Origin of the sequence: Serratia sp. 2880STDY5682894 (assembly GCF_001537385.1) — a bacterium.
Taxonomy (GTDB): domain Bacteria; phylum Pseudomonadota; class Gammaproteobacteria; order Enterobacterales; family Enterobacteriaceae; genus Serratia; species Serratia nevei.
In genome coordinates, this window is the sequence record NZ_FCJA01000008.1 from 192,153 (window position 1) to 213,805 (window position 21,653).

General features: G+C 61.6%; 17 protein-coding genes. 5 read left to right on the forward strand and 12 right to left on the reverse strand.

Going from position 1 to position 21,653, the window contains the following annotated elements; all coding sequences use genetic code 11:
- Positions 1-80 precede the first annotated feature (80 nt).
- The 4 genes from fdhE to fdnG are packed head-to-tail and all read right to left on the reverse strand — an operon-like array spanning position 81 to position 5,604.
- A complete protein-coding gene (gene fdhE / locus AWX27_RS18490) occupies positions 81-1,010 on the reverse strand; it encodes a formate dehydrogenase accessory protein FdhE (protein WP_038875958.1) in 930 nt (309 codons plus the stop codon).
- On the reverse strand, positions 1,010-1,645 hold the full coding sequence (gene fdoI / locus AWX27_RS18495; protein WP_004934017.1) for a formate dehydrogenase cytochrome b556 subunit: 636 nt from the start codon (positions 1,643-1,645) through the stop codon (positions 1,010-1,012). The genes fdhE and fdoI overlap by 1 nt, the downstream gene beginning before the upstream one ends.
- Positions 1,642-2,544, reverse strand: a complete 903-nt coding sequence (fdxH, locus tag AWX27_RS18500; protein WP_033649532.1) for a formate dehydrogenase subunit beta — start codon at positions 2,542-2,544, stop codon at positions 1,642-1,644. The genes fdoI and fdxH overlap by 4 nt, the downstream gene beginning before the upstream one ends.
- Before the next feature lie 12 nt (positions 2,545-2,556).
- Positions 2,557-5,604, reverse strand: coding sequence for a formate dehydrogenase-N subunit alpha (fdnG, locus tag AWX27_RS18505; protein WP_154618190.1), 3,048 nt, complete (start codon positions 5,602-5,604; stop codon positions 2,557-2,559).
- A 418-nt stretch (positions 5,605-6,022) separates the two neighbouring features.
- On the opposite strand from fdnG, the gene sodA reads away from it, so the two are divergent.
- The 4 genes from sodA (at position 6,023) to AWX27_RS18530 (ending at position 10,350) form a co-directional block, all read left to right on the forward strand.
- Complete coding sequence (sodA, locus tag AWX27_RS18515) at positions 6,023-6,643, forward strand: superoxide dismutase [Mn] (protein ID WP_004934003.1); 621 nt, start codon at positions 6,023-6,025, stop codon at positions 6,641-6,643.
- Positions 6,644-6,768: 125 nt separating this feature from the next.
- Entirely contained in the window at positions 6,769-8,697 is a 1,929-nt protein-coding gene (locus tag AWX27_RS18520) for a methyl-accepting chemotaxis protein (protein WP_060424318.1), read from the forward strand.
- A gap of 99 nt (positions 8,698-8,796) precedes the next feature.
- A complete protein-coding gene (gene yiiM / locus AWX27_RS18525) occupies positions 8,797-9,468 on the forward strand; it encodes a 6-hydroxyaminopurine reductase (RefSeq protein ID WP_060424321.1) in 672 nt (223 codons plus the stop codon).
- A 102-nt stretch (positions 9,469-9,570) separates the two neighbouring features.
- Positions 9,571-10,350, forward strand: a complete 780-nt coding sequence (locus tag AWX27_RS18530) for a class I SAM-dependent methyltransferase (RefSeq protein ID WP_060424323.1) — start codon at positions 9,571-9,573, stop codon at positions 10,348-10,350.
- Between the two features lie 11 nt (positions 10,351-10,361).
- Here AWX27_RS18530 and AWX27_RS18535 read toward each other — a convergent pair whose 3' ends face one another.
- Positions 10,362-10,724, reverse strand: a complete 363-nt coding sequence (locus AWX27_RS18535) for a YibL family ribosome-associated protein (protein ID WP_004933989.1) — start codon at positions 10,722-10,724, stop codon at positions 10,362-10,364.
- A 73-nt stretch (positions 10,725-10,797) separates the two neighbouring features.
- Positions 10,798-12,264, reverse strand: a complete 1,467-nt coding sequence (locus AWX27_RS18540) for an aminotransferase-like domain-containing protein (protein WP_038875970.1) — start codon at positions 12,262-12,264, stop codon at positions 10,798-10,800.
- Positions 12,265-12,406: 142 nt separating this feature from the next.
- Here AWX27_RS18540 and AWX27_RS18545 point away from each other — a divergent pair, with 142 nt between their 5' ends.
- Complete coding sequence (locus AWX27_RS18545) at positions 12,407-13,015, forward strand: LysE family translocator (protein ID WP_038875972.1); 609 nt, start codon at positions 12,407-12,409, stop codon at positions 13,013-13,015.
- Here AWX27_RS18545 and AWX27_RS18550 read toward each other — a convergent pair.
- The 6 genes from AWX27_RS18550 to glyQ all read right to left on the reverse strand — a co-directional run bounded on the left by AWX27_RS18550 (position 13,012) and on the right by glyQ (position 21,369).
- Positions 13,012-13,563: an MltR family transcriptional regulator gene (locus AWX27_RS18550; protein ID WP_016929575.1), complete on the reverse strand. Its 552-nt coding sequence runs from the start codon at positions 13,561-13,563 to the stop codon at positions 13,012-13,014. The two genes, AWX27_RS18545 and AWX27_RS18550, sit on opposite strands and share 4 nt — an antisense overlap.
- 94 nt (positions 13,564-13,657) lie before the next feature.
- Positions 13,658-14,803 (reverse strand): mannitol-1-phosphate 5-dehydrogenase, encoded by a 1,146-nt coding sequence (locus AWX27_RS18555; RefSeq protein ID WP_060424325.1) that lies wholly within the window; start codon positions 14,801-14,803, stop codon positions 13,658-13,660.
- 58 nt (positions 14,804-14,861) lie between these two features.
- A complete protein-coding gene (locus tag AWX27_RS18560) occupies positions 14,862-16,781 on the reverse strand; it encodes a PTS mannitol transporter subunit IICBA (RefSeq protein WP_049200647.1) in 1,920 nt (639 codons plus the stop codon).
- A gap of 539 nt (positions 16,782-17,320) precedes the next feature.
- Complete coding sequence (locus AWX27_RS18565; protein ID WP_016929578.1) at positions 17,321-18,040, reverse strand: DUF3053 domain-containing protein; 720 nt, start codon at positions 18,038-18,040, stop codon at positions 17,321-17,323.
- Between the two features lie 332 nt (positions 18,041-18,372).
- The gene (gene glyS, locus AWX27_RS18570) at positions 18,373-20,442 is read right to left on the reverse strand and encodes a glycine--tRNA ligase subunit beta (RefSeq protein WP_038875981.1); all 2,070 of its coding nucleotides are present in this window, start codon (positions 20,440-20,442) and stop codon (positions 18,373-18,375) included.
- 9 nt (positions 20,443-20,451) lie between these two features.
- Positions 20,452-21,369, reverse strand: coding sequence for a glycine--tRNA ligase subunit alpha (gene glyQ / locus AWX27_RS18575; protein WP_004933966.1), 918 nt, complete (start codon positions 21,367-21,369; stop codon positions 20,452-20,454).
- Between the last annotated feature and the right edge of the window lie 284 nt (positions 21,370-21,653).

The window sequence follows — 21,653 nt, forward strand, 5'->3', positions numbered from 1 at the left end:
ACGTAGCAACTCGCCCGGGCGAATGCCAGAAGCCCGTTCTGAAATTGCTGGTCCGGCCCCGCGCGAACGGGGCCGGGCGGTTACTCCGCCGGGAACAGGAACGGATTGATGCTGCTGCGGCCGAAGCCTTCTTCTTCCATGCGGGCGTCCAGCACCAGCGAAGCCAGATCGTCGGCCACCGCTTCGACCTGCGGGTCTTTTTCCTGATAGAGGATCTTCAGGTAAGTGCCGCAGTCGCCGCAGCTCTCCGCCTTCACCGCCGCCTGCTCGCTGTCCAGCGACCAGTAGTTGAGATCGCGGGTCTGCTCGCAGTTGCTGCACTTCACCCGCACCACGTGCCATTCGCTTTCGCACAGGTTGCAGTGCAGGTAGCGCAGGCCGTTGACGGTGCCGATGTGCACCATGCTGGAAACCGGGATGCTGCCGCACACCGGGCAGAACTGGCGCTGCTCGCCGTATTCGGCGCGCGCCTTGCCGGGGATCAGGCTGGCCATCTGCGCCCAATAGAGCGACAGCGCGGCCCAGAGGAACGGCGCCTTCTCGCTGCCCACCTTGCCGAACTCGCGGTTGAGCAAGGCGTCGGCCATCAGCTCCAACTCGTGCGCCGAGGCTTTCTCCAGGTTGTCCAGCACCGCCAGGATATGCTCCGGCGCCTGCGGGCGCAGCTCGGCGATCAGCGACGTCAGCAGCTTGCGCCAGTGCTCGCTGCGCGGGAACACGCTCAGATCGAGCGGCGGTTTGCCGCTGGCGGCGCCCTGCGCCAGCGCTTCGCTCAGATCGAGCTCCAGCGGGTTATCGTGCAGCGCATGCTGCTGCGCCTGCGCCAGCTCGGCGGCAAAGTTCAGGTAGTCGCCCAGCGGATTGTCGACCGCCAGCTGACGCAGACGATCGGCGCGGCGGCTGTACAGGCTTTTCAGGTTGGCGAAAAGTAACGGCGGGATGTTCTCCGCCGTTGTGGACTTCTCACGCTGTGCCCCTAACTGCTCTTTAGGAACGATGCGGATACTCATCAGGGTTTATCTTCCTGTCGTTTCTCGCGGACCTCACGGTACCAGCGCGGATGATGTTTCTTGGCCCAGGCCGCCGGCACCCAGCCTTCCACCATCGCGGTAATGGTGCCTTTTACCCACAATGCGGCGTAAATGTGCACCATAATCACGATAATCAGGCCGACCGCGGCCAGCGAATGCACCAGCAGCGCGATGCGGATCAGCGGGATGGAGAACGACGGCGCAAAATACGGCCGCCAGATCACCACGCCGCTGGCCAGCAACAGCACCAGGCTGATAATCGCCGCCCAGAACACGCACTTCTGGCCGAAATTATAGCGCCCGGTGTCACCCACTTCCTCGTTCATGGCGATTTTGTGGATGTTCTTGGCCCAGACGATATCTTCCCGGTTGATCAGGTTATGCTTCCAGTAGCGCAGGAACATCAGCAGGAACGCGGCAAACATGATCACCCCGACAAACGGGTGCAGAATGCGCGCCAGCTGCGGCGTCCCGAAGATGTTCATCAGCCAGTTGAAGGAGGGGAAGAAGAACCCCAGCCCGCTGATGGCGGCGAACACGAAGCAGAACGCCACGATCCAGTGGTTGATGCGCTCCGGTGCGCTGTAACGCTGAATGGGCTTTTCCTTTCTCATTTGCGCGTCTCCTCGTCGTGCGACTCGTCGTGCTCGTCCTCATCGTCGACGCGGTTAGGCCCGACGCCGACATAGTGGAACACGCTGGCCGCGAAGGTGGCGGCAAAGCCGATGGCCGCCAGGGGTTTCCACACGCCCTTCCAGAAGGTCACCGCCGGGCTGATGCTCGGGTTGTCCGGCAAACCGTGGTACAGCTGCGGTTTGTCGGCGTGGTGCAGCACGTACATCACGTGCGTGCCGCCCACCCCCGCCGGATCGTACAGACCGGCGTTCTGGTAGCCGCGGGTGTTCAGCTCGCTGACGCGATCTGCCGCCACCTGCTTCATCGCTTCCTTGGTGCCGAAGTGAATGGCGCCGGTCGGGCAGGTTTTCACGCAGGCCGGTTCCTGGCCGACGTCCACGCGGTCGACGCACAGGGTACACTTGTACACCCGGTTGTCGTCCTTGTTCATGCGCGGTACGTCGAACGGGCAGCCGGCGATGCAGTAGCCGCAGCCGATGCAGTGCTCGGACTGGAAGTCGACGATGCCGTTGGCGTACTGAATGATCGCGCCTTCCGACGGGCAGGCCTTCAGGCAGCCCGGATCGGCGCAGTGCATGCAGCCATCCTTGCGGATCAGCCATTCCAGCTTGCCGTTTTCCTCCACCTCGGAGAAGCGCATCACCGTCCACGACTTGGCGGTCAGATCGGCGGGGTTATCGTACACCCCGACGTTGTGCCCCACCTCGTCGCGGATGTCGTTCCATTCGGAACAGGCCACCTGACAGGCCTTGCAGCCGATACAGGTGGTGACATCGATCAGTTTGGCCACTTCTTCCTGGTGGTCACGGGCGCGCGGCGCCGGCGTGAAGCCATTGGTGGCGGATTTACGAATGATGTCTTGAGATTGCATGGCCATAATTCGTCTCCGTTACACCTTTTCCACGTTGACCAGGAACGCCTTGAACTCCGGCGTTTGCGTATTGGCGTCGCCGACGAACGGCGTCAGCGTGTTGGCGATAAAGCCTTTCTTCGCCACCCCTTCGTAACCCCAGTGGATCGGGATGCCGATGGTGTCGACTTCCTGGCCGTGCACCTGCAGCGTGCGAATGCGCTTGGTCACCACCGCCTTGGCCTTGATATAGCCACGGTTGGAGCTGACTTTCACGGTATCGCCCTGCTTGATGCCTTTCTTCTCCGCCAGCTTCTCGCCGATCTCCACGAACTGCTCCGGCTGCGCGATGGCATTCAGCCGCGCGTGCTTGGTCCAGTAGTGGAAGTGCTCGGTCAGACGATAGGTGGTGCCGACGTAAGGGAACTTGTCGGATTTACCCATCGCCGCCAGATCGTCCTTGAACACGCGCGCCGCCGGGTTGGACACCACGTTCGGGTGCAGCGGGTTGGTGCCGAGCGGCGTTTCGAACGGCTCGTAGTGCTCAGGGAACGGCCCTTCCGCCATCTTGTCGGTGGCGAACAGGCGGCCCATGCCCTCCGGCTGCATGATGAACGGCCCGACATCGCTGCCCGGTGCGGCGGTGCTGTAGTCCGGGATATCGGCCCCGACCCACTTGGCGCCGTCCCACTCCAGCAGCTGGCGTTTCGGATCCCAAGGTTTCCCCTGTGGGTCCGCCGAGGCGCGGTTGTACAGGATGCGACGGTTGAGCGGCCATGCCCAGGCCCAGCCCAGCGTATTGCCGAGGCCGGACGGATCGGCGTTGTCGCGCCGCGCCATCTGGTTGCCGGCCGGCGTCCAGCTGCCCGCGAAGATCCAGCAGCCGCTGGCGGTGGTGCCGTCGTCGCGCAGCTGCGCGAACGAACTGAGCAGCTCGCCTTTTTTCACCAGCACTTTGCCGTCGGCATCCAGCAGATCCGCCAGCGCCTTGCCGTTGTTCTCCTGCGCCACCTCTTCCGGCGCCGGGTTGTCCGGCGTCAGGTAGTCCCAGCGCATGTTCAGCACCTGCTCCGGCACCGCACCGCCGTCGCGCGCATACATCTCGCGCAGGCGGCTGAAGATGCCTGCCAGGATCTCGCCGTCGTTCAGCGCTTCGCCCGGGGCATCTGCGCCTTTCCAGTGCCACTGCAGCCAGCGGCCGGAGTTGACGATCGAGCCGTTTTCTTCGGCGAAGCAGGTAGACGGCAGGCGGAACACTTCGGTCTGGATCTGCGAAGGATCCACCTCGTTGAACTCGCCGTGGTTCTGCCAGAAGTTGGAGGTCTCGGTGTTCAACGGATCGATGGTCACCAGGAACTTCAGCTTGGACAGCGAAGCCACTACCTTGTTTTTGTTCGGGAACGACGCCACCGGGTTAAAGCCCTGGCAGAAGTAGCCGTTGACCTTGCCCTGCGCCATCATTTCGAAGTACTGCAGCACGTCGTAGCCTTTGTCCCACTTCGGCAACCAGTCAAAGCCCCAGCTGTTGTCCTTCTGCGCCTTGTCGCCGTAGAAGGTCTTCATCATGCTGACGAAGAATTTCGGGTAGTTGCCCCAGTAGTTCACCTGGCCCGGCAGCAGCGCCTTCGGCGTGTTGGCCTTCAGGTAGGTCTCGAGATCGGTCTGTTTCTCCGACGGCAGCGTCATGTAACCCGGCAGGCTCTGCGACAGCAGGCCGAGATCGGTCAGCCCCTGGATGTTGGAGTGGCCGCGCAGCGCGTTGACGCCGCCGCCCGCCATGCCCATGTTGCCGAGCAGCAGCTGGATCATCGCCATGGTACGGATGTTCTGCGCGCCGACCGAGTGCTGAGTCCAGCCCAGGGCATACAGGAACGAAGCGGTTTTATCCGCGACGCAGGTTTCGGCGATGTATTCGCACACCTTGAGGAAATCGTCCTTCGGCGTGCCGCAGATGTTGGTCACCACGTCAGGCGTGTAGCGGCTCACGTGCTGTTTCAGCATGTTCCACACGCAGCGCGGATCCTGCAGCGTGACGTCGCGCTTGGCGAAGCCGTTCTCGTCGAACTGGTAGTTCCAGGTGGTTTTGTCGTACTTGCGGTTTTCCGCGTCGTAGCCGCTGAACAAGCCGTCTTCGAAGGCAAAGTCTTCCCGCACCAGCAGGCTGGCGTTGGTGTAGGCCTCGACGTATTCGCGGTTGAACTTGTTGTTGGTCATCAGATACAGCAACACGCCCGACAGGAAAGCGATGTCGGTCCCGGAGCGGATCGGCGTGTAAAAGTCCGCCACCGATGCGGTTCGGGTAAAGCGCGGATCGATCACGATCAGCTTGGCATTGTTGTGTATTTTGGCTTCCATCGCCCAGCGGAACCCCACCGGATGCGCTTCCGCCGCATTACCGCCCATGACGATAATCAAATTCGCGTTCTTGATATCAACCCAGTGGTTGGTCATCGCACCGCGACCAAATGTTGGAGCAAGACTTGCTACCGTTGGTCCGTGTCAGACACGCGCCTGGTTGTCTACGGCAAGCATGCCGAGAGCGCGACTAAATTTTTGCGACAGAAAACCGGTTTCGTTGCTGGCGGCCGAGGCGCACAGCATGCCGGTGGTCAGCCAACGGTTGACGGTAACGCCCTGGTCGTTGGTTTTGATGAAGTTGGCGTCACGGTCTTCTTTCACCAGCTTGGCGATGCGGGTAAAGGCGTCGTCCCAGCTGATGCGTTGCCATTTGTCCGACCCTGGAGCCCGATATTCCGGGTACTTGAGGCGGCTTTCGCTGTGGATGAAGTCAACCAGGCCGGCGCCTTTCGGGCAAAGCGCGCCGCGGTTTACCGGATGATCCGGATCCCCTTCGATATGGAAAATGCTTTCTTTGGCGTTCTTGGCGCCATCACCAAGGCTGTACATCAACAGCCCACAGCCGACGGAACAATACGTACAGGTATTACGGGTCTCGCGGGCGCGCAGCAGTTTGTACTGCCGGGTTTCCGCCAACGCCACTTCGGGGGCAAAGCCCAGCGCGGCCACCGTCGTTCCTGCCATACCGCCAGCGCAGATCTTAAAGAACTGCCTTCTGCTGACCTGCATGGGGGTCTCCTTTCACTCTCGATTGTCACATTGTTCAAATGCGCCTGCCCCGCTAGCGCGGCAAACGCGAATGTCACTGTTGTTATGCTTGCTACGAACGCCGGCCATATTACCACAGCGTGCTTGTGGTTGTTACACACTCGTGCTCATTCAGTGAACGCATTGGCACATTTCGATACATTTCGGCGTGGGTGCTCCCTACAGTATAGAGAGTAACCCACGCGCCGGATCGACGGCTTGAGGCGGCCATCCGCCGCCCTCTTCTATCAGTATGTTAGCGCAGCGATTTGTTCATTAACCACACAGTTCACAGGGCATTGATAATCATTTTCAATATCATTTAATTAACTATAATGATCCGACTGCTTACGCGGTGCTCGCCCTTTGCGCCGCCCATACACCACTGGAGATGATGATTATGAGTTATTCACTGCCATCCCTGCCGTACGCTTACGACGCACTGGAACCGCATTTCGACAAGCAGACGATGGAAATCCATCACACCAAACACCACCAGACCTACGTCAACAACGCCAACACCGTGCTGGAAGCCTACCCAGAGCTGGCCAAATACAGCGTTGAAGAGCTGATCCAGGATCTGGATAAAGTGCCTGCCGACAAACGCACCTTCATGCGCAATAACGCCGGCGGCCACGCCAACCACAGCTTCTTCTGGAAAAACCTGAAAACCGGCACCACGCTGGGCGGCGATCTGAAAGCGGCCATCGAGCGCGATTTCGGCAGCGTTGAGAAATTCCAGGAAGAGTTCGAGAAAGCCGCAGCCACCCGCTTCGGTTCCGGTTGGGCCTGGCTGGTGCTGAAAGACGGCAAACTGGCCGTGGTGTCTACCGCTAACCAGGACAGCCCACTGATGGGCGAAGCCGTCGCCGGCGCTTCCGGTTTCCCAATCATCGGTCTGGACGTGTGGGAACACGCTTACTACCTGAAATATCAGAACAAACGCCCTGACTACATCAAGGCGTTCTGGAACGTGGTCAACTGGGATGAAGCCGCCGCACGCTTCGCCGCGAAGAAGTAATTCGCCCCCGTTGATGAAGATGCCCGCCACCGGCGGGTATTTTTTTGCCTGAAATCCGCTAAAGTTTGACCACTTCTTGCCGATGGTTTGTTCAATTGACGTTCGCCCGGAGAAGGAAAAACGCTATGGCGGCATTGCAAGCATTGGCAGGAAAGTTCACTCATCTCACCGTAGGTAAAAAGCTCGGTCTCGGCTTCGCGCTGTTGCTGCTGTTGGCGGTCGTCATCGCCGGCACCGGGGCGCAATATCTGCACATCATCGAATCCCGCGCCGATCGCATCGACTTCAGCAACCGGCTGAACGAGGAGATCAACCAGGCCAAATACAATCGCGCCATGTACGGCCAGACCTACCGGCCGGAGTACATTCAGAACAACCGCGCCAATATTGAGAACGCCGTCAAACTGATAGACCAGGGGCAGGCGCTGGACTGGGACGCCCAAAGCCGCAAGGATCTGCAGCGTCTGGTGACGCTGATCGGGGAATATCAACAGCAGCAAAAAGTCTTTGAGCAGGCGGTCACAGCGAAAGACGCGGTGCGCCAGAGCTGGAACATGTCGGAAGTGCAGGCCAGCCTGAGCCAGGTGGAACGCCAGCTGACCAACGGCGATCTGCAGCTGGCCTTCATCCAGCTGAACCAGAAGCTGACCCAGGTGCGCTACGGCGCGCGCGGCCTGCTGCTGAGCCTGAACAAGGAAACCGAAGCCCCGCTGATGGCGGCCATCGACGACGCGCGCGACGCGGCCAACGCCCTGAGCCGCAGGGTGAGCGACGCGCAGCGCCCGCAGCTGCAGCCGCTGCTAGCCGCCCTGGACGATTACAAAAACCGCATCGCGGCTTACCTGCCGGCCTATGAGCACGAGCAGCAGATCAGCCGGCAGCTCGGCGAACGCGCGCAAGCGATCGGCATGCTGGTCAACGCCTTTATGCAGGACGAGCTGGTGCAGACGCGCAACAACATCAATCTGGCGCAGCTGCAAATGGGCATCACCACCCTGATCGCCATCATCGCCGGGGTGCTTATCGCCTGGCGCATCACGCTGCAGATCACCCGTCCGCTGCACAGTACGCTGGCGATGGCGGAACGCATCGCCGGCGGTGACCTGCGCCAGGCGCAGACCAGCACCCGCCGCGACGAGCTGGGGCAGTTGCTGAACGCGGTGGCGGCCATGAGCCAAAACCTGCGCACCATGATTGAGAAGATCCAGATGGGGGTCAGCCAGGTTTCTACCGCCTCTGCGGAAATCGCCGCCGGCAACACCGATCTCTCTTCCCGCACCGAGCAGCAGGCGGCGGCGGTCGAGGAAACCGCCGCCAGCATGGAACAGCTGACCGCCACGGTGAAACAGAACGCCGACAACGCCCATCACGCCAATCAGCTGGCCACCGATGCCTCGCAGACCGCGCAGCAGGGCGGCAAGCTGGTGGAAAACGTGGTCAGCACCATGCGCGATATCTCCAGCAGTTCGCAGCGTATCGCCGAAATTACCACCCTGATCAACGGCATTGCCTTCCAGACCAACATCCTGGCGCTCAACGCCGCGGTAGAAGCGGCGCGCGCCGGCGAACAGGGCCGGGGCTTCTCGGTGGTTGCCAGCGAAGTGCGCAGCCTGGCGAGCCGCAGCGCCCAGGCGGCCAAGGAGATCGAAGGGCTGATCGCCGAATCGGTCAGCCGGGTGAAAACCGGCACCGAACTGGTGGAAAGCACCGGCAACACCATGGAACAGATCGTCCGCTCGGTCACCCACGTGCGCGACATCATGGCCGAGATCGCCGCCGCCTCCGATGAGCAGACGCGCGGCATCGCCCAGATTGGCCAGGCGATCGTCGAGATGGACCACACCACCCAGCAGAACGCCGCGCTGGTGGAAGAGTCCGCCGCCGCCGCCGATTCGCTGGAAGAACAGGCCGACATGCTGCTGCAGAGCGTCTCGGTGTTCCGTTTGGCGGAGCAGACCGAACCCGCCGCCGTGAAAGCCGCCGCGCCGAAAGCGCCGGCGGTAAAACCCGCGGCCGCCAACGCCGCAGCGGAAGAGAACTGGACCACCTTCTGATGCCCCGCCGCCCGCCCGAGGATTTTCGGGCGGGTTGTTATGTCCCCCCGGCACAACTCAGGCTATGCTGAGCCCTCGACGCGAGACACGGAGGCGCACATGCATCACCCAGACGTTTACATCGGCAATATTCAACCCTACGAAGGCGGGCGCCCCAGCGCCATCGCCAAACGCCAGGTGGATGGCGCCATCCGGCTCACGCCGCTCGGCCTGGAAGGCGACGAACAGGCGGAAAAAAGCTACCACGGCGGGCCGGATCGCGCGCTGTGCCACTACCCGCGCGAGCATTACGTCCACTGGCGCGAGCAGTTTCCGGCGCAGGCAGAGCAGTTTTGCGCCCCGGCCTTCGGCGAGAATATCTCCACCGAAGGGCTGACCGAACACAATGTGTTTATGGGCGACATCTTCCGCTGGGGCGAAGCGCTGATCCAGGTCACCCAGCCGCGCTCACCGTGCTTCAAGCTCAATTATCACTTCGCCATCGAGGACATTTCGGTGCTGATGCAGCAAAGCGGCCGCTGCGGCTGGCTGTATCGGGTGGTGTCGCCGGGCGCGGTCAGCGGCGATCGTCCGCTGGAGCTGGCGGCGCGCAACAGCGACGTGTCGGTCGCCGAAGCCATCGCCATCGCCTGGCACATGCCGTTCGACGCGGAACAGTATCGCCGCCTGTTGGCGGTGGCCGGCCTCTCCGCCAGCTGGAGCAAGACCATGCTCACGCGGCTTGCCGAAGGGCGCCTCGAGGACTTCAACCGCCGCCTGCTCGGCCGTTGAAATCGCGGGCGGAAAAGATGAAAAACGTGCGCCGAATGCCGCGTTAACCCTATTCTTCCGCCTATACTGTAGCCGCACGTTTTTTCAGCCAGGAGCCAGGTAATGACCACCCCGATCCATTCGATTCATCACGCCGCCGCCGAAGGCTATCAGGCCAACGCCGATCGCTATGTGAAAGGCCGGCCGGATTACCCGCCGGAAATCGCCGTCTGGCTGCGTGAAACTATCGGCCTGCACGCCGGCATGACGGTCATCGATCTCGGCGCCGGTACCGGCAAGTTTACCCCGCGCCTGCTGGAAACCGGCGCGCAGGTGATCGCCGTCGAACCGGTGCCGCAAATGCTGGAAAAACTGTCGGCGGCGCTGCCGCAGGTGAAAACGCTGGCGGGCACCGCCGAGGCGATCCCGTTGCCGGACGAGTCCGTCGATGCGGTGGTCTGCGCCCAATCCTTCCACTGGTTCGCCACGCCGCAGGCGCTGGCGGAAATCCAGCGCATCCTCAAGCCCGGCGGCAAACTCGGTCTGGTGTGGAACATGCGCGATGCGCGCGTCGGTTGGGTGCGTAAATTGAATCAGATCGTCGATAGCCACGAAGGCGATGCGCCGCGTTTCTATACCGGCGAATGGCGCAAATTCTTCCCGTTCAAAGGCTTTGAACCGCTGCAGGAGCAGGTGTTTATGCTGGGTCACCGCGGCGCGGTGGAGGACGTGATCTACAACCGGGTGCGTTCAACCAGCTTTATCGCCGCGCTGCCGCAGCCGCAACAGGAGCAGGTTATCGAGCAGTTGCGCCAGCTGGTGGCGGAAGAAGAGGAACTGCGGGGCCAGGACACGGTCACCGTGCCCTATCAGACCAAGGCGTATTTCACCACCAAGGTCTGATGCCCGGGGGTTCAGAACGCTTTCTTGGCGTAACCGGTGACCGCTTTCAGGCCCATCTCGCGGCCCAGCGCGGTCATCGGGTGCACCACGATCAGCCCGCGCGCGCTCTTCTTCAGCGCACCCATATCGGCCTGCTCTTTCTTGGTGATCTCGCGGCTGAACGGCAGCTTGCTCAGCTTCTGCGCTTCGGCGCTCAGCTTCTCGCCGCGCACGTTTTTCAGGCGTTCGATCTCCGTCGCCAGTTTCTCTTTCTCTTTGGTGTGCTGCGCGATCAACTCAGGGTTGCCCTGTTGGATCACGGTGGCGTCTTTGTGGTTCAAGGCGTCCAGCAGGTCGCTCAGGCGCTTGATCTCTGCCTTTTCTTTCTCTTTCATGGTCTCTGGCCCGTTGTGCCCAAAATGGCACGCTAATCAATGATACCGGCATTGTAGCAAAAGGCGCGCGCCGTTACCCGTCCTGCGCAATGCCGGGCGGCAGGCCGCTCATCTCGCAGGCCCTGGCGCCGAGCCGGGCCAACGCCTGGGTGTAGCGCGCGTTGAACGGGTAGCAGCAGGAGAGCCGCAGCGCGTTGCGGTAGCGCCCGCTCGGGGAATACAGGGTGCCCGGCGTCAAACAAATCTGCTCCTCCAACAGCTGATGGAACAGTGCCACGCTGTCCACGCCGGGGGGAAATTCGACCCAAAACACGAATCCGCCCGCCGGCTGCGTGGCCAGCGTGCCGCGCGGGAAATGCCGGGCGATCAGCGCCCGCGCCTCGTCCACCTGCGCCGCATAACGCTTGCGCAGGTTGCGCAAATGGTGATCGTAGCCGCCGCTCTCCAGGAAGGTCGCCAGCGTTTCCGACAGCAGCTGCGACTCGGACATCGATGACACCGCCTTCAGCTTGCGCAACGCCTCGTGGAAACGGCCGCCGCAGATCCAGCCGACGCGAAAGTCCGGCGCCAGCGTTTTGGTAAAGCTGGAGCAAAACAGCACCCAGCCGTCGCGATCGAACGCCTTCACCGCCGGCGACAACGCGCCGCCGAACTGGATCTCGGCATACAGCCCGTCTTCAATCAACGGCACCTGATGATCGTTCATCAGCCGCGCCAGCCGCTTTTTCGCCGCCAGCGGCATAGTGCAGCCCAGCGGGTTTTGCACCGTCGGCATGGCGATCACCGCGTTCAGCCGTTTCTCGTTCAATAGCAGTTCCAGCGCGTCCAGCGACAGCCCCAGCTGCGGATCGGTGGGGATTTCCAGCGCTTTCAGCCCCAGGCTGGCCAGCAGCGGCAGCAGATAGAAATAGGTTGGCGACTCCAGCCCGACGCAGTCACCCGGTTTGGTGGTGACGCGCAGCGCCAGCTGCAGCGCTTCCATGCAGCCGTGGGTCAGCACCACGTCGCCCGGCTCCAGCAGCATGCCCAGCGTCATCGAGCGGCGGGCGATCTGCTGACGCAGCCGCAGGCTGCCGGGCGGCAACGGGTACTGCCCGATCAGATCCGGCTGACGGCGCAGCTGTGAGGACAGCATGCGCCCCAACTTGCCGCCGGGATAAAAATCGCTGGTCTGCGGGCAGGCCAGCGCAATGTTGGTGAAAGCCGGGTTTTGCTGGGCGGCAAACACGGTGTCGATCAGCGCCAGCACGTCGTCCGCCGGCGGTTCGATGCGCCCGCTGGGCGCCGAGGCCATCTTCAGCGCCGGCAGCGTGCTGCGAACATAAAACCCCGACTGCGGCCGCGCTTCGATCAGCCCGCGATCCTCCAGCGTGCGGTAAGCCGACACTACCGTATTGATGCTGACGCGATGGGTTTGCGCACAGCGCCGTACCGACGGCAGGCGGTCGCCGGGCCGCAGCGTGCCGCGGCGAATGGCCTCGGCCAGCGTATCAGCCAGCTGCAGGTAACGGGTATCCGGGGTTTCATCGAGCAGGGTCACAGTTTCTCTCCAGGCAATGGGTACAGTTTACATTTTGCACAACTGTAACCATGACAATATCCGATTTGTGGTTCTGTCACCATCCCATCGCAGCGATTATGCTGATCCTCTCGTGATTACCGCCATTTTCAAGGAACCTGTCATGCTGGACTCCGCCTTTGTCAGCTACGTCACCGTCATGTCGATTACCCCCGGCCCCAACAACCTGCTGCTGGCCTCGTCGGGCGTCAACTTCGGCCTGCGCCGCACCCTGCCGATGCTGCTTGGCATCTGCGTCGGCTGTGCGGTGCAGCTGGCGATCATTATCCCGCTGCTGGCACTGGCACTGAGCTGGGCCGGCGTCATCCGCCTCCCGCTGGCGGTGATCGGCTGCGCCTACCTGCTGTGGCTGTCGTGGAAACTGTTCCAGGCGGCCTCGCCGGACGCCAAAGAGCAGGCGCAGCCGATGAGCCTGCTCAATGGCGCGCTGTTTCAGGCGGTCAACCCCAAGGCCTGGCTGATGGTGATCAACGTGGCGATCCTGTTCACCCCGCGCGAAGGCGCCACCTTTGTCCATACGCTGTCGGTCATCGCCGGCTTCGCGCTGCTGAACCTGCCGTGCGTGCTGCTGTGGGCGGTGCTGGGCGACCGGTTGCGCAACGCGCTGCGGGTCACCTGGAAACTGCGCGCCTTCAACGGCGTGATGTCCGGCCTGATGGCCGCCACCGCGCTGTGGTTGTTGTTCGACGAGTGGCGCGCGGCCTTTGCTTAGCCGCGGCCGAGAGGAGAGAGTCGGGAAGGTTGTTTGGCGCCGATGCCGGCGATCAGATCGGTAATGGACAGCACCATGGTGGAGCGCACCATCTGCTGATAGCGCTGGCGCTGCATGGCGATCAGCGCTTCATCCGCTTCGCCCGGCTGCAGGAAGGTCGGCACCGGCGGCAGCGCGGCCACGCAGTGCAGCTCGCCGAAGGGCCCGAGGATTTCGTCGTCGACGAAGCGGTATTCCGAGCCGTCGTGGTTCAGCTCTTCGCGCATCGCCATCAGCAGCTCGGCGTCTTCATATTCGTGGCGGGAGATCACCCCCAGCCCGTACATCAGCTTCAGGCGCACCGACAGCTCCCCGAGCGGGCCGCTGCCGGACAATAGCGGTTCGACGGCATATTTCACCGCGTAGTCATCCTTGCGGAATACCTGCACCACCAGCACGTTGAGCGCTTCCGCCAGCAGCTCTACCGCCGCGATCAGGAAGCTGCGCACCGTTTTGCCCGCGTTCAGCTTTTCCAGAACCTGGTTTTCAAATGCCTGTGCTTCTTCCATCGTCGCTTTTCGAAAGGCGTGGGGAGGGCCGTCGATGCCGAACTCGGGTTGCAGGAGCGCAGCAAGCTGCGCTCGGGTGTTCATCATCACGATTCTACTTGTGCATGGCGTTATACACAGCAACGGCCTCTTCTACAACCTCGCTTTCCGCCGGCAGGCCGGAAATTTGCGCCAGCGCGGCTTTCGGCCCGAGCGTGTTCAGCAATTCCGCCAACTCCAGCGCCTGCGGATCCTGTTCGCTGCGGTAGCTCATGGCGGCGGCGATGCCCTGGATCAGGTTGGCGTGCGGCAGGCCGTATTCCAGCGTGCCCAGCAGCGGTTTGATCAGGCGATCGCCGGCGCTCAGTTTGCGCAGCGGCTGGCGGCCCACGCGCTCGACGTCGTCGTGCAGATACGGGTTTTCGAAGCGGCCGAGGATTTTGTTGATGTAGGCGGCGTGCTTGTCGGCGTCGAAGCCGTAGCGCTTGATCAGCACCGCGCCGCTCTCTTCCATCGCCCCTTTCACCACGCGGCGGATCGCCGGGTCGAGAATGGCGTCACGAATGGTTTGCAGCCCGGCCTGTTGGCCGAGGTAGGCGGTGATGGCGTGACCGGTATTGAGGGTGAACAGCTTGCGCTCGACGAACGCCATCAGGTTGTCGGTCAGCTCCATGCCGGCGATCGCCGGAGGTTGGCCTTTGAACTGGGTCTGATCGACGATCCATTCGCTGAAGGTTTCCACCGTCACTTCCAGCGGATCGCTGCTGTCCGCCGGCGGCACGATGCGGTCGACCGCCGAATCGACGAAGCCGACGTGCTGCTCAACCCATGCCTGCTCGTCCTGCGGCAGCGCGGCGAACACATGCTGTTTCAGCTGGCTGGTGCCGCGCACCATGTTCTCGCAGGCGATGATGTTCAGCGGCTGCACATTGCCCTGCTGATGACGCAGCACCAGCCCTTTAGCGATCGTGCCGGCGATTTTGCCGAGAATTTGCGGGCCAACGGCGGTGGTCACCAGATCCGCCTCAGCGATCAGCGCCACCGCCGCCTCGCTGCCGCTGTTGACGGCGCTGACGTTGTTGACGTTCTCCACGCGTTCTTGCTCGCCCACCACGTGCACCGCGTAGCTTTTACGGCTGTTCAGCAAATCCAGCACCGTTTGATTGACGTCGGCGAAGGTCAGCTCAACCCCTGCGTCCGCCAGCAGCTTGCCGATAAAACCGCGGCCGATGTTCCCTGCGCCAAAATGTAATGCTTTCATAACTCTACCTTCTTAATGTCGAAGGGTGCAGCAAGCTGCACCCTTTAAAATGATTCTGTTATCCGGCTTTTTTGCCGCCGAGCAGGTCCAGCACTTCCTGCACGCTGGTGGTATTCGCCAGCCGCTCGATCACGCTCTCGTCATCCAGCGCGTTGGTCAGGCTGGTGATCACCTGGATATGCTCGTTGTTGCGCGCGGCGATGCCGATCACCAGGCGGGCCACTTCATCCTCTTCCTCGCCGAAGCGCACGCCCTGCGGGTACTGGCAGAACACCACGCCGGTGCGCAGCACCCGGTCTTTGGCCTCGATGGTGCCGTGCGGCACGGCGATCGACTCGCCCAGGTAGGTGGAGGTGAGTTTCTCGCGCTCCAGCATCGCCGGCACGTACTCCGCCTCGACGTAGCCGCCTTTCACCAGCTGCTCGCCGGCGAAGCGGATCGCCTGCTCTTTGTCGCTGGCCTGCAGGTTGAGGAACACGTTGCTCTCGCTCAGCTTGAACAGGTTCGGCTCACCGGCTTCGAAGCTGTCGTCCAGCGCGCCCAGCACCTTCTGCTGGTTGTCGCTGGTTTTGTTGACCGCCACCAAGCGATCGACCAGATCGCTGTACAGCTTGCTGTCGAGGAAGTTGGTCAGCGAGATGTGCTGGGCCTGCGGCGCGTGGCGCATCGCGCGCTCGGTCAGATCGCGGTGGGTGATCACCAGATCCACGTCGTCCGGCAGGCTGTTGATGGCGCTGTTGGTCACCGAGATGTTCTTCAGCCCGGCGTCGGCCACTTTCTTGCGCAGCACCCCGGCGCCCATGGCGCTGGAGCCCATGCCCGCATCGCAGGCAACGATGATTTTGCGCACGGTGCTCAGATCGCCGTCGACCGATGCCGGCGCCGCTGCGCCGCCTTTGGACTGCGATTTCATCTCTTGCATGCGACGGGTTGCGGCTTCCAGATCGTCATCCTCTTTCACCTTGGAGGTTTTCAGCAGGAAAGCGGACACCACGAAGGAGACGGCAAAGGCTGCGCACACCGCCGCAATGTTGGCGAAGTAGGCGCCTTTCGGCGTCATCGCCAGCACCGCCAGGATCGAACCCGGAGAAGCCGGAGAAACCAGGCCGCCGTTCAGCATCGTCAGGGTGAAGACGCCGGTCATGCCGCCCAGGATCACCGCCAGCAGCAGGCGCGGGTTCATCAGCACGTAAGGGAAGTAGATTTCGTGGATGCCGCCCAGGAAGTGAATGATTGCCGCACCGCCGGCGGATTGCTTGGCGCTGCCGCGGCCGAAGAACATGTAGGCCATCAGTACGCCCATGCCCGGGCCTGGGTTGGCTTCAATCAGGAAGAACACCGACTTACCGGCTTCCGTAGCCTGCTGGATACCCAGCGGCGAGAAGATGCCGTGGTTGATGGCGTTATTCAGGAACAGGATTTTCGCCGGTTCAACGAAGATGGACGCCAATGGCAGCAGGTTGTTCGTCACCATGACGTGTACGCCCGCCGCCAGCAGCTTGGAGAGCACCTCCACCAGCGGCCCGATGCCGAGGAAGGCCAGGATCGCCAGCAGCATGCCGATGATGCCGGCGGAGAAGTTATTCACCAGCATTTCAAAGCCGCTTTTGATCTTGCCGTCCACCCAGCGGTCAAAGTGCTTGATAGCCCAGCCGCCCAGCGGGCCGGCGATCATCGCGCCGAGGAACATCGGCATGTCGGCGCCAACGATGACGCCCATGGTGGTGATGGCGCCGACGACGCCGCCGCGATCGCCGCCCACCAGCCGCCCGCCGGTATAACCGATCAGCAGCGGCAGCAGGTAGGTGATCATCGGGCCGACCAGCTTGGCTAAGGTTTCATTCGGCAGCCAGCCGGTTGGAATGAATAGCGCGGTGATAATCCCCCAGGCGATAAAGGCGCCGATGTTGGGCATCACCATGTTGCTCAGGAAGCGGCCAAAGTTTTGTACTTTGACCTTGATGTCTGGTGAAAACATAAAACACACCCCTATTGTTACGCGCTGACAATAGAGCGCGTGATTATTGTTGTGACGATCCAGCCGTGTTGCCGCTGTATGCGAAACGGACTCTATCACGCTGTTTTTGTCACGCGAACTTCACGGATTTTTTGTGATACAAATCACATACAACACCCCAACAAACCACCCTTTATAGTGACAAAGATCACATTTATGGCGTGTAAAAAAAGCACAGTGAGAAAAAAACCGCCTTGAAACCCATAATAATGTGATATTTGTCACATTTTTAAATTGATGGTTTGTTTTTAAATTGTGATAAACATCACAATTTATTTTTGGCTGCGCGCCCGATCGCGACGCTCTGTTTGATCTTCCCTGTGAGCACTCATCCCGCCGGGAACTAGCGAAGTGATGAATGAAAGAAAACTACATTGCCGAATGAATGGATTAATTGAAGTGTAGTACAGAAGCCTGCGCAATAAACCAGCAAGCTATTGGAAACGCTGAGGGGAAATAAAACAGGCCGGCAATGCCGGCCTGCTGCGTGCGTGGAGGCTTTATTGCGTCACGCTTTGAATGGCTTTCTGCGCGTTTACCAGGTTCTGCTGTTTGGCCACCAGATTCGACATCATGGTGTTGTACTGCGCCACCTGCTGCGCGGTACGGAACTGCACGCCGTTGTTGTTGAAGCTGACCTGATTGCCCTGGCTCTGCAGGAAATCGCCAACCTGCACCAGATCCTGCACGAAGCTGGCGGTGGTCGGGATCGCCGGCATCAGGGCGTTGGCCGGTGCGGTGACGATTTTGTCATAGGCCTGGTTGTATACCGCCTTCAGATCGTCGGGCTGCTTCAGCGCCGCACGGGCGGTATCCGCCTGTGATTTGGCGGACTGGATCTGCTGGCCCAGCAGGTTCAACGCCCCGACCGATTGCTGCAGCGCATCGCGTTTGTTCAGATAGTCCTGCGCGGTGCGGATCTGGTTAATCTGATCCAGCGCCGGGGTCAGGCTGGCGCCGACCGACTTGGACAACTGCTGCGAGAAGCCGACCAAAATCGCGTAATCGCCGGCATAGTTGCCGAACTTCTGCTTCTGATCTTCGCTCAGCGTGGGGATGTTCGCCCCGCTGCGCATCACGGTATTCTGTAAGTAATCGATAAATGCTTTGCGCTGTTCCGGCTCTTTATCGCCGCAGGCGGTCAATTGCATGACCACCAACAATGCCAATACCGGTGCCAACCAACGCGCGAAACCTCTGCTCTGGATCCCTACCGCCATGTGACATAACTCCTGTTATAAACCTGCTTTTTCATTGGACTCCGCCCCTTTTTCCGCACTCCGTGCGCCTATAAGAATAGATCAACTGGCGGCGTTCCGATACGCGATTCCGCCTGCGGTGAGCATTACCCCGGCCGGATGCGGTTGAAAATCGTGCGCAAAACGCACTGAGGTTCATTGCCGTCGGCGACCGGACGCTTCAATTTCCCCAAGTCGCCCCCCAAGTCGCCCCCCAAGTCGCCCCCCAAGTCGCCAGGCGACCTTGCCTTCGCGCCCAGGAAACGGAAATAAAAAAAGGCGCCCGCAGGCGCCTTTTCACGGCAGAGAATCGCTTACTGCAGCACGGAGATGTCCGCCACCTGCAGGAACAGTTCACGCAGCTTGCTCAGCAGCGTCAGGCGGTTCACGCGCACTTCCGCATCGTCCGCCATCACCATCACGTTATCGAAGAACGCATCCACCGGCTCGCGCAGCGCGGCCAGCTCCACCAGCGCTTCCTGGTAGTTGCCCGCCGCGAAGTACGGCTGCAGCTTGTCGCGCAGCACCACCAGGTGAGTCGCCAGCTGGATCTCCGCCGCGTCCTTCAGCACCGAGGCACGCACGCTGTCGTTCAGCGTTTCGGTGGACTTGGCCAGAATGTTGGAGACGCGTTTGTTGGCCGCTGCCAGCGCCGCCGCCGCTTCCAGCGTGCGGAAGTGAGACACCGCCTTGACGCGTGCGTCGAAGTCGGCCGGCTTGGTCGGACGGCGCGCCAGCACCGCCTGAATGGTATCGACCGCGTGGCCTTCTTCCTGATACCAGGCGCGGAAGCGGCCCAGCATGAATTCCACCACCTCGTCGACCACCTTGGCGTTGGTCAGCTTGCTGCCGTACAGGCGCACGGCCTCTTCGGTCAGGGTCTGCAGATCCAGCGGCAGGTTTTTCTCGACGATGATGCGCAACACGCCCAGTGCGGCGCGGCGCAGCGCGAACGGGTCTTTATCGCCTTTCGGATGCTGCCCGATGCCGAAGATGCCGGCCAGGGTGTCCATCTTGTCGGCGATCGCCAGGGAACAGGCCACCAGCGACTGCGGCAGCGCATCGCCGGCGTAGCGCGGCTGATACTGCTCGTTCAGCGCAACGGCGACGTCTTCCGCCTCACCGTCGTGGCGCGCGTAGTGCATGCCCATCACGCCCTGGGTGTCGGTGAATTCGAACACCATGTTGGTCATCAGGTCGCACTTCGACAGCAGACCCGCGCGGGTGGCGTGGTTGACGTCGGCGCCAATCTGGCCGGCAACCCAGCCCGCCAGCGCCTGAATGCGGTCGGTTTTGTCGCGCAGGGTGCCCAGCTGCTGTTGGAACAGCACGGTTTCCAGGCGCGGCAGGTTATCTTCCAGGCGTTTCTTGCGGTCGGTGTTGAAGAAGAACTCGGCGTCGGCCAGGCGCGGACGCACCACCTTCTCGTTACCGGAGATGATCTGTTGCGGGTCTTTCGACTCGATGTTGGCCACGAAGATAAAGTTCGGCAGCAGTTTGCCCGCGGCGTCATACACCGGGAAATACTTCTGGTCGCCCTTCATGGTGTACACCAGCGCTTCCGCCGGCACCGCCAGGAATTTCTCTTCGAATTTAGCGGTCAGCACCACCGGCCATTCCACCAGCGAGGCCACTTCTTCCAGCAGGCTGTCGCTCAGATCGGCCTTGCCGCCAATCTTCTGCGCCGCCAGCTCGGCATCGCGCTTGATGAGGGCTTTACGCGCTTCATAGTCGGCGACCACTTTGCCGCGCTCCAGCAGGATCTGCGGGTATTGGTCGGCGTTGTCGAGGGTGAACTCGGCTTCGCCCATGAAGCGGTGGCCGCGCACGGTGCGCGCAGAGTCGATGCCCAGCACGGTGCCTGGGATCAGATCGGCGCCCAGCAGCATCGTGACGGTATGTACCGGACGCACGAACTGCACGTCGGAGTCGCCCCAACGCATCAGTTTCGGGATCGGCAGTTTAGCCAGCGCGGTGCTGACCATGCCGGCCAGCAGTTGCTGCGCCGACTGGCCTTTGACGTGGGCGCGGTACATCAACCACTCGCCCTTGTCGGTCACCAGGCGTTCAGCCTGATCGACGGTGATGCCGCAGCCGCGCGCCCAGCCTTCGGCCGCTTTGCTCGGTTTGCCTTCGGCGTCGAACGCCTGGGCGATCGCCGGGCCGCGTTTTTCAATTTCGCGATCGGCCTGCGCCGCGCTCAGGTTGGCCACTTTCAGCGCCAGGCGGCGCGGTGCGGCGAACCAGCTCACGTCACCGTGTTCCAGGCCGGCGTTGTCCAGCTCGGCGGTGAAGTTGGCGGCGAAAGATTCCGCCAGGGAACGAAGCGCCTTCGGCGGCAGCTCTTCCGTGCCGATTTCCACCAGGAAAGTCTGTTGAGTCATGGCTGCCTCTTAGTTCTCGTTCTTCTTGTTGCACATCGGGAAGCCCAGCGCTTCGCGGGAAGCGTAGTAGGCTTCGGCAACGGCTTTGGTCAGCGTGCGGATGCGCAGAATGTAGCGTTGACGCTCGGTCACCGAAATCGCCTTGCGCGCGTCCAGCAGGTTGAAGGTATGGCCCGCCTTCAGGATGCGTTCGTAGGCCGGCAGCGGCAGCGGTTTTTCCAGCGCCAGCAGCGATTGGGCTTCTTTCTCGTACTGCTCGAAGCAGGAGAACAGGAAGTCGACGTCGGCATATTCGAAGTTGTAGGTGGACTGCTCAACTTCGTTCTGGTGGAACACGTCGCCGTAGGTGGTAACACCCAGCGGGCCGTTGCTCCACACCAGATCGTACACGCTGTCCACGCCCTGGATGTACATCGCCAGGCGCTCCAGGCCGTAGGTGATCTCGCCGGTCACCGGCTTGCACTCCAGGCCGCCGACCTGCTGGAAGTAGGTGAACTGCGTCACTTCCATGCCGTTCAGCCACACTTCCCAACCCAGGCCCCAGGCGCCGAGCGTCGGGTTTTCCCAGTTGTCTTCCACGAAGCGAATGTCGTGGATGGTCGGATCCAGACCCAGCTCTTTCAGCGAGCCCAGGTAGAGTTCCTGAATGTTGTCCGGCGACGGCTTAATCACCACCTGGAACTGGTAGTAGTGCTGGAGACGGTTCGGGTTTTCGCCGTAGCGGCCGTCGGTCGGGCGGCGGGATGGCTGCACATAGGCGGCGGCCATCGGCTCCGGCCCCAGTGCGCGCAGGCACGTCATCGGGTGTGAGGTTCCCGCGCCGACTTCCATGTCCAATGGTTGAACGATGGTGCAGCCCTGGCGCGCCCAATAATCCTGCAGTGTCAGGATCAGGCCCTGGAAGGTCTTGGTATCAAACTTTTGCATGTTGAATTCGCACGCGATACAAGTGGATTTAGATGGAATGGGCCAGTATACCCTTTGACCGTAAGATATACAGCCAGAATCCGGCAACAAGTGCGAATCGGGGCGAGAAGCGCTGGATTTTCACACGTCGGCCGCAGCGTGAAGACACAGCGCTCCGGCCGGCCCCCTCGCCATCCACGAGCCGGCCTGAAAGGCGTGATGCCGCCAAATCCATTAGATGAGCTTAACAAAAATATCACTCACCGCCGTTTAAATAAGCAATTAGCTGAACGCGATATCTCCCC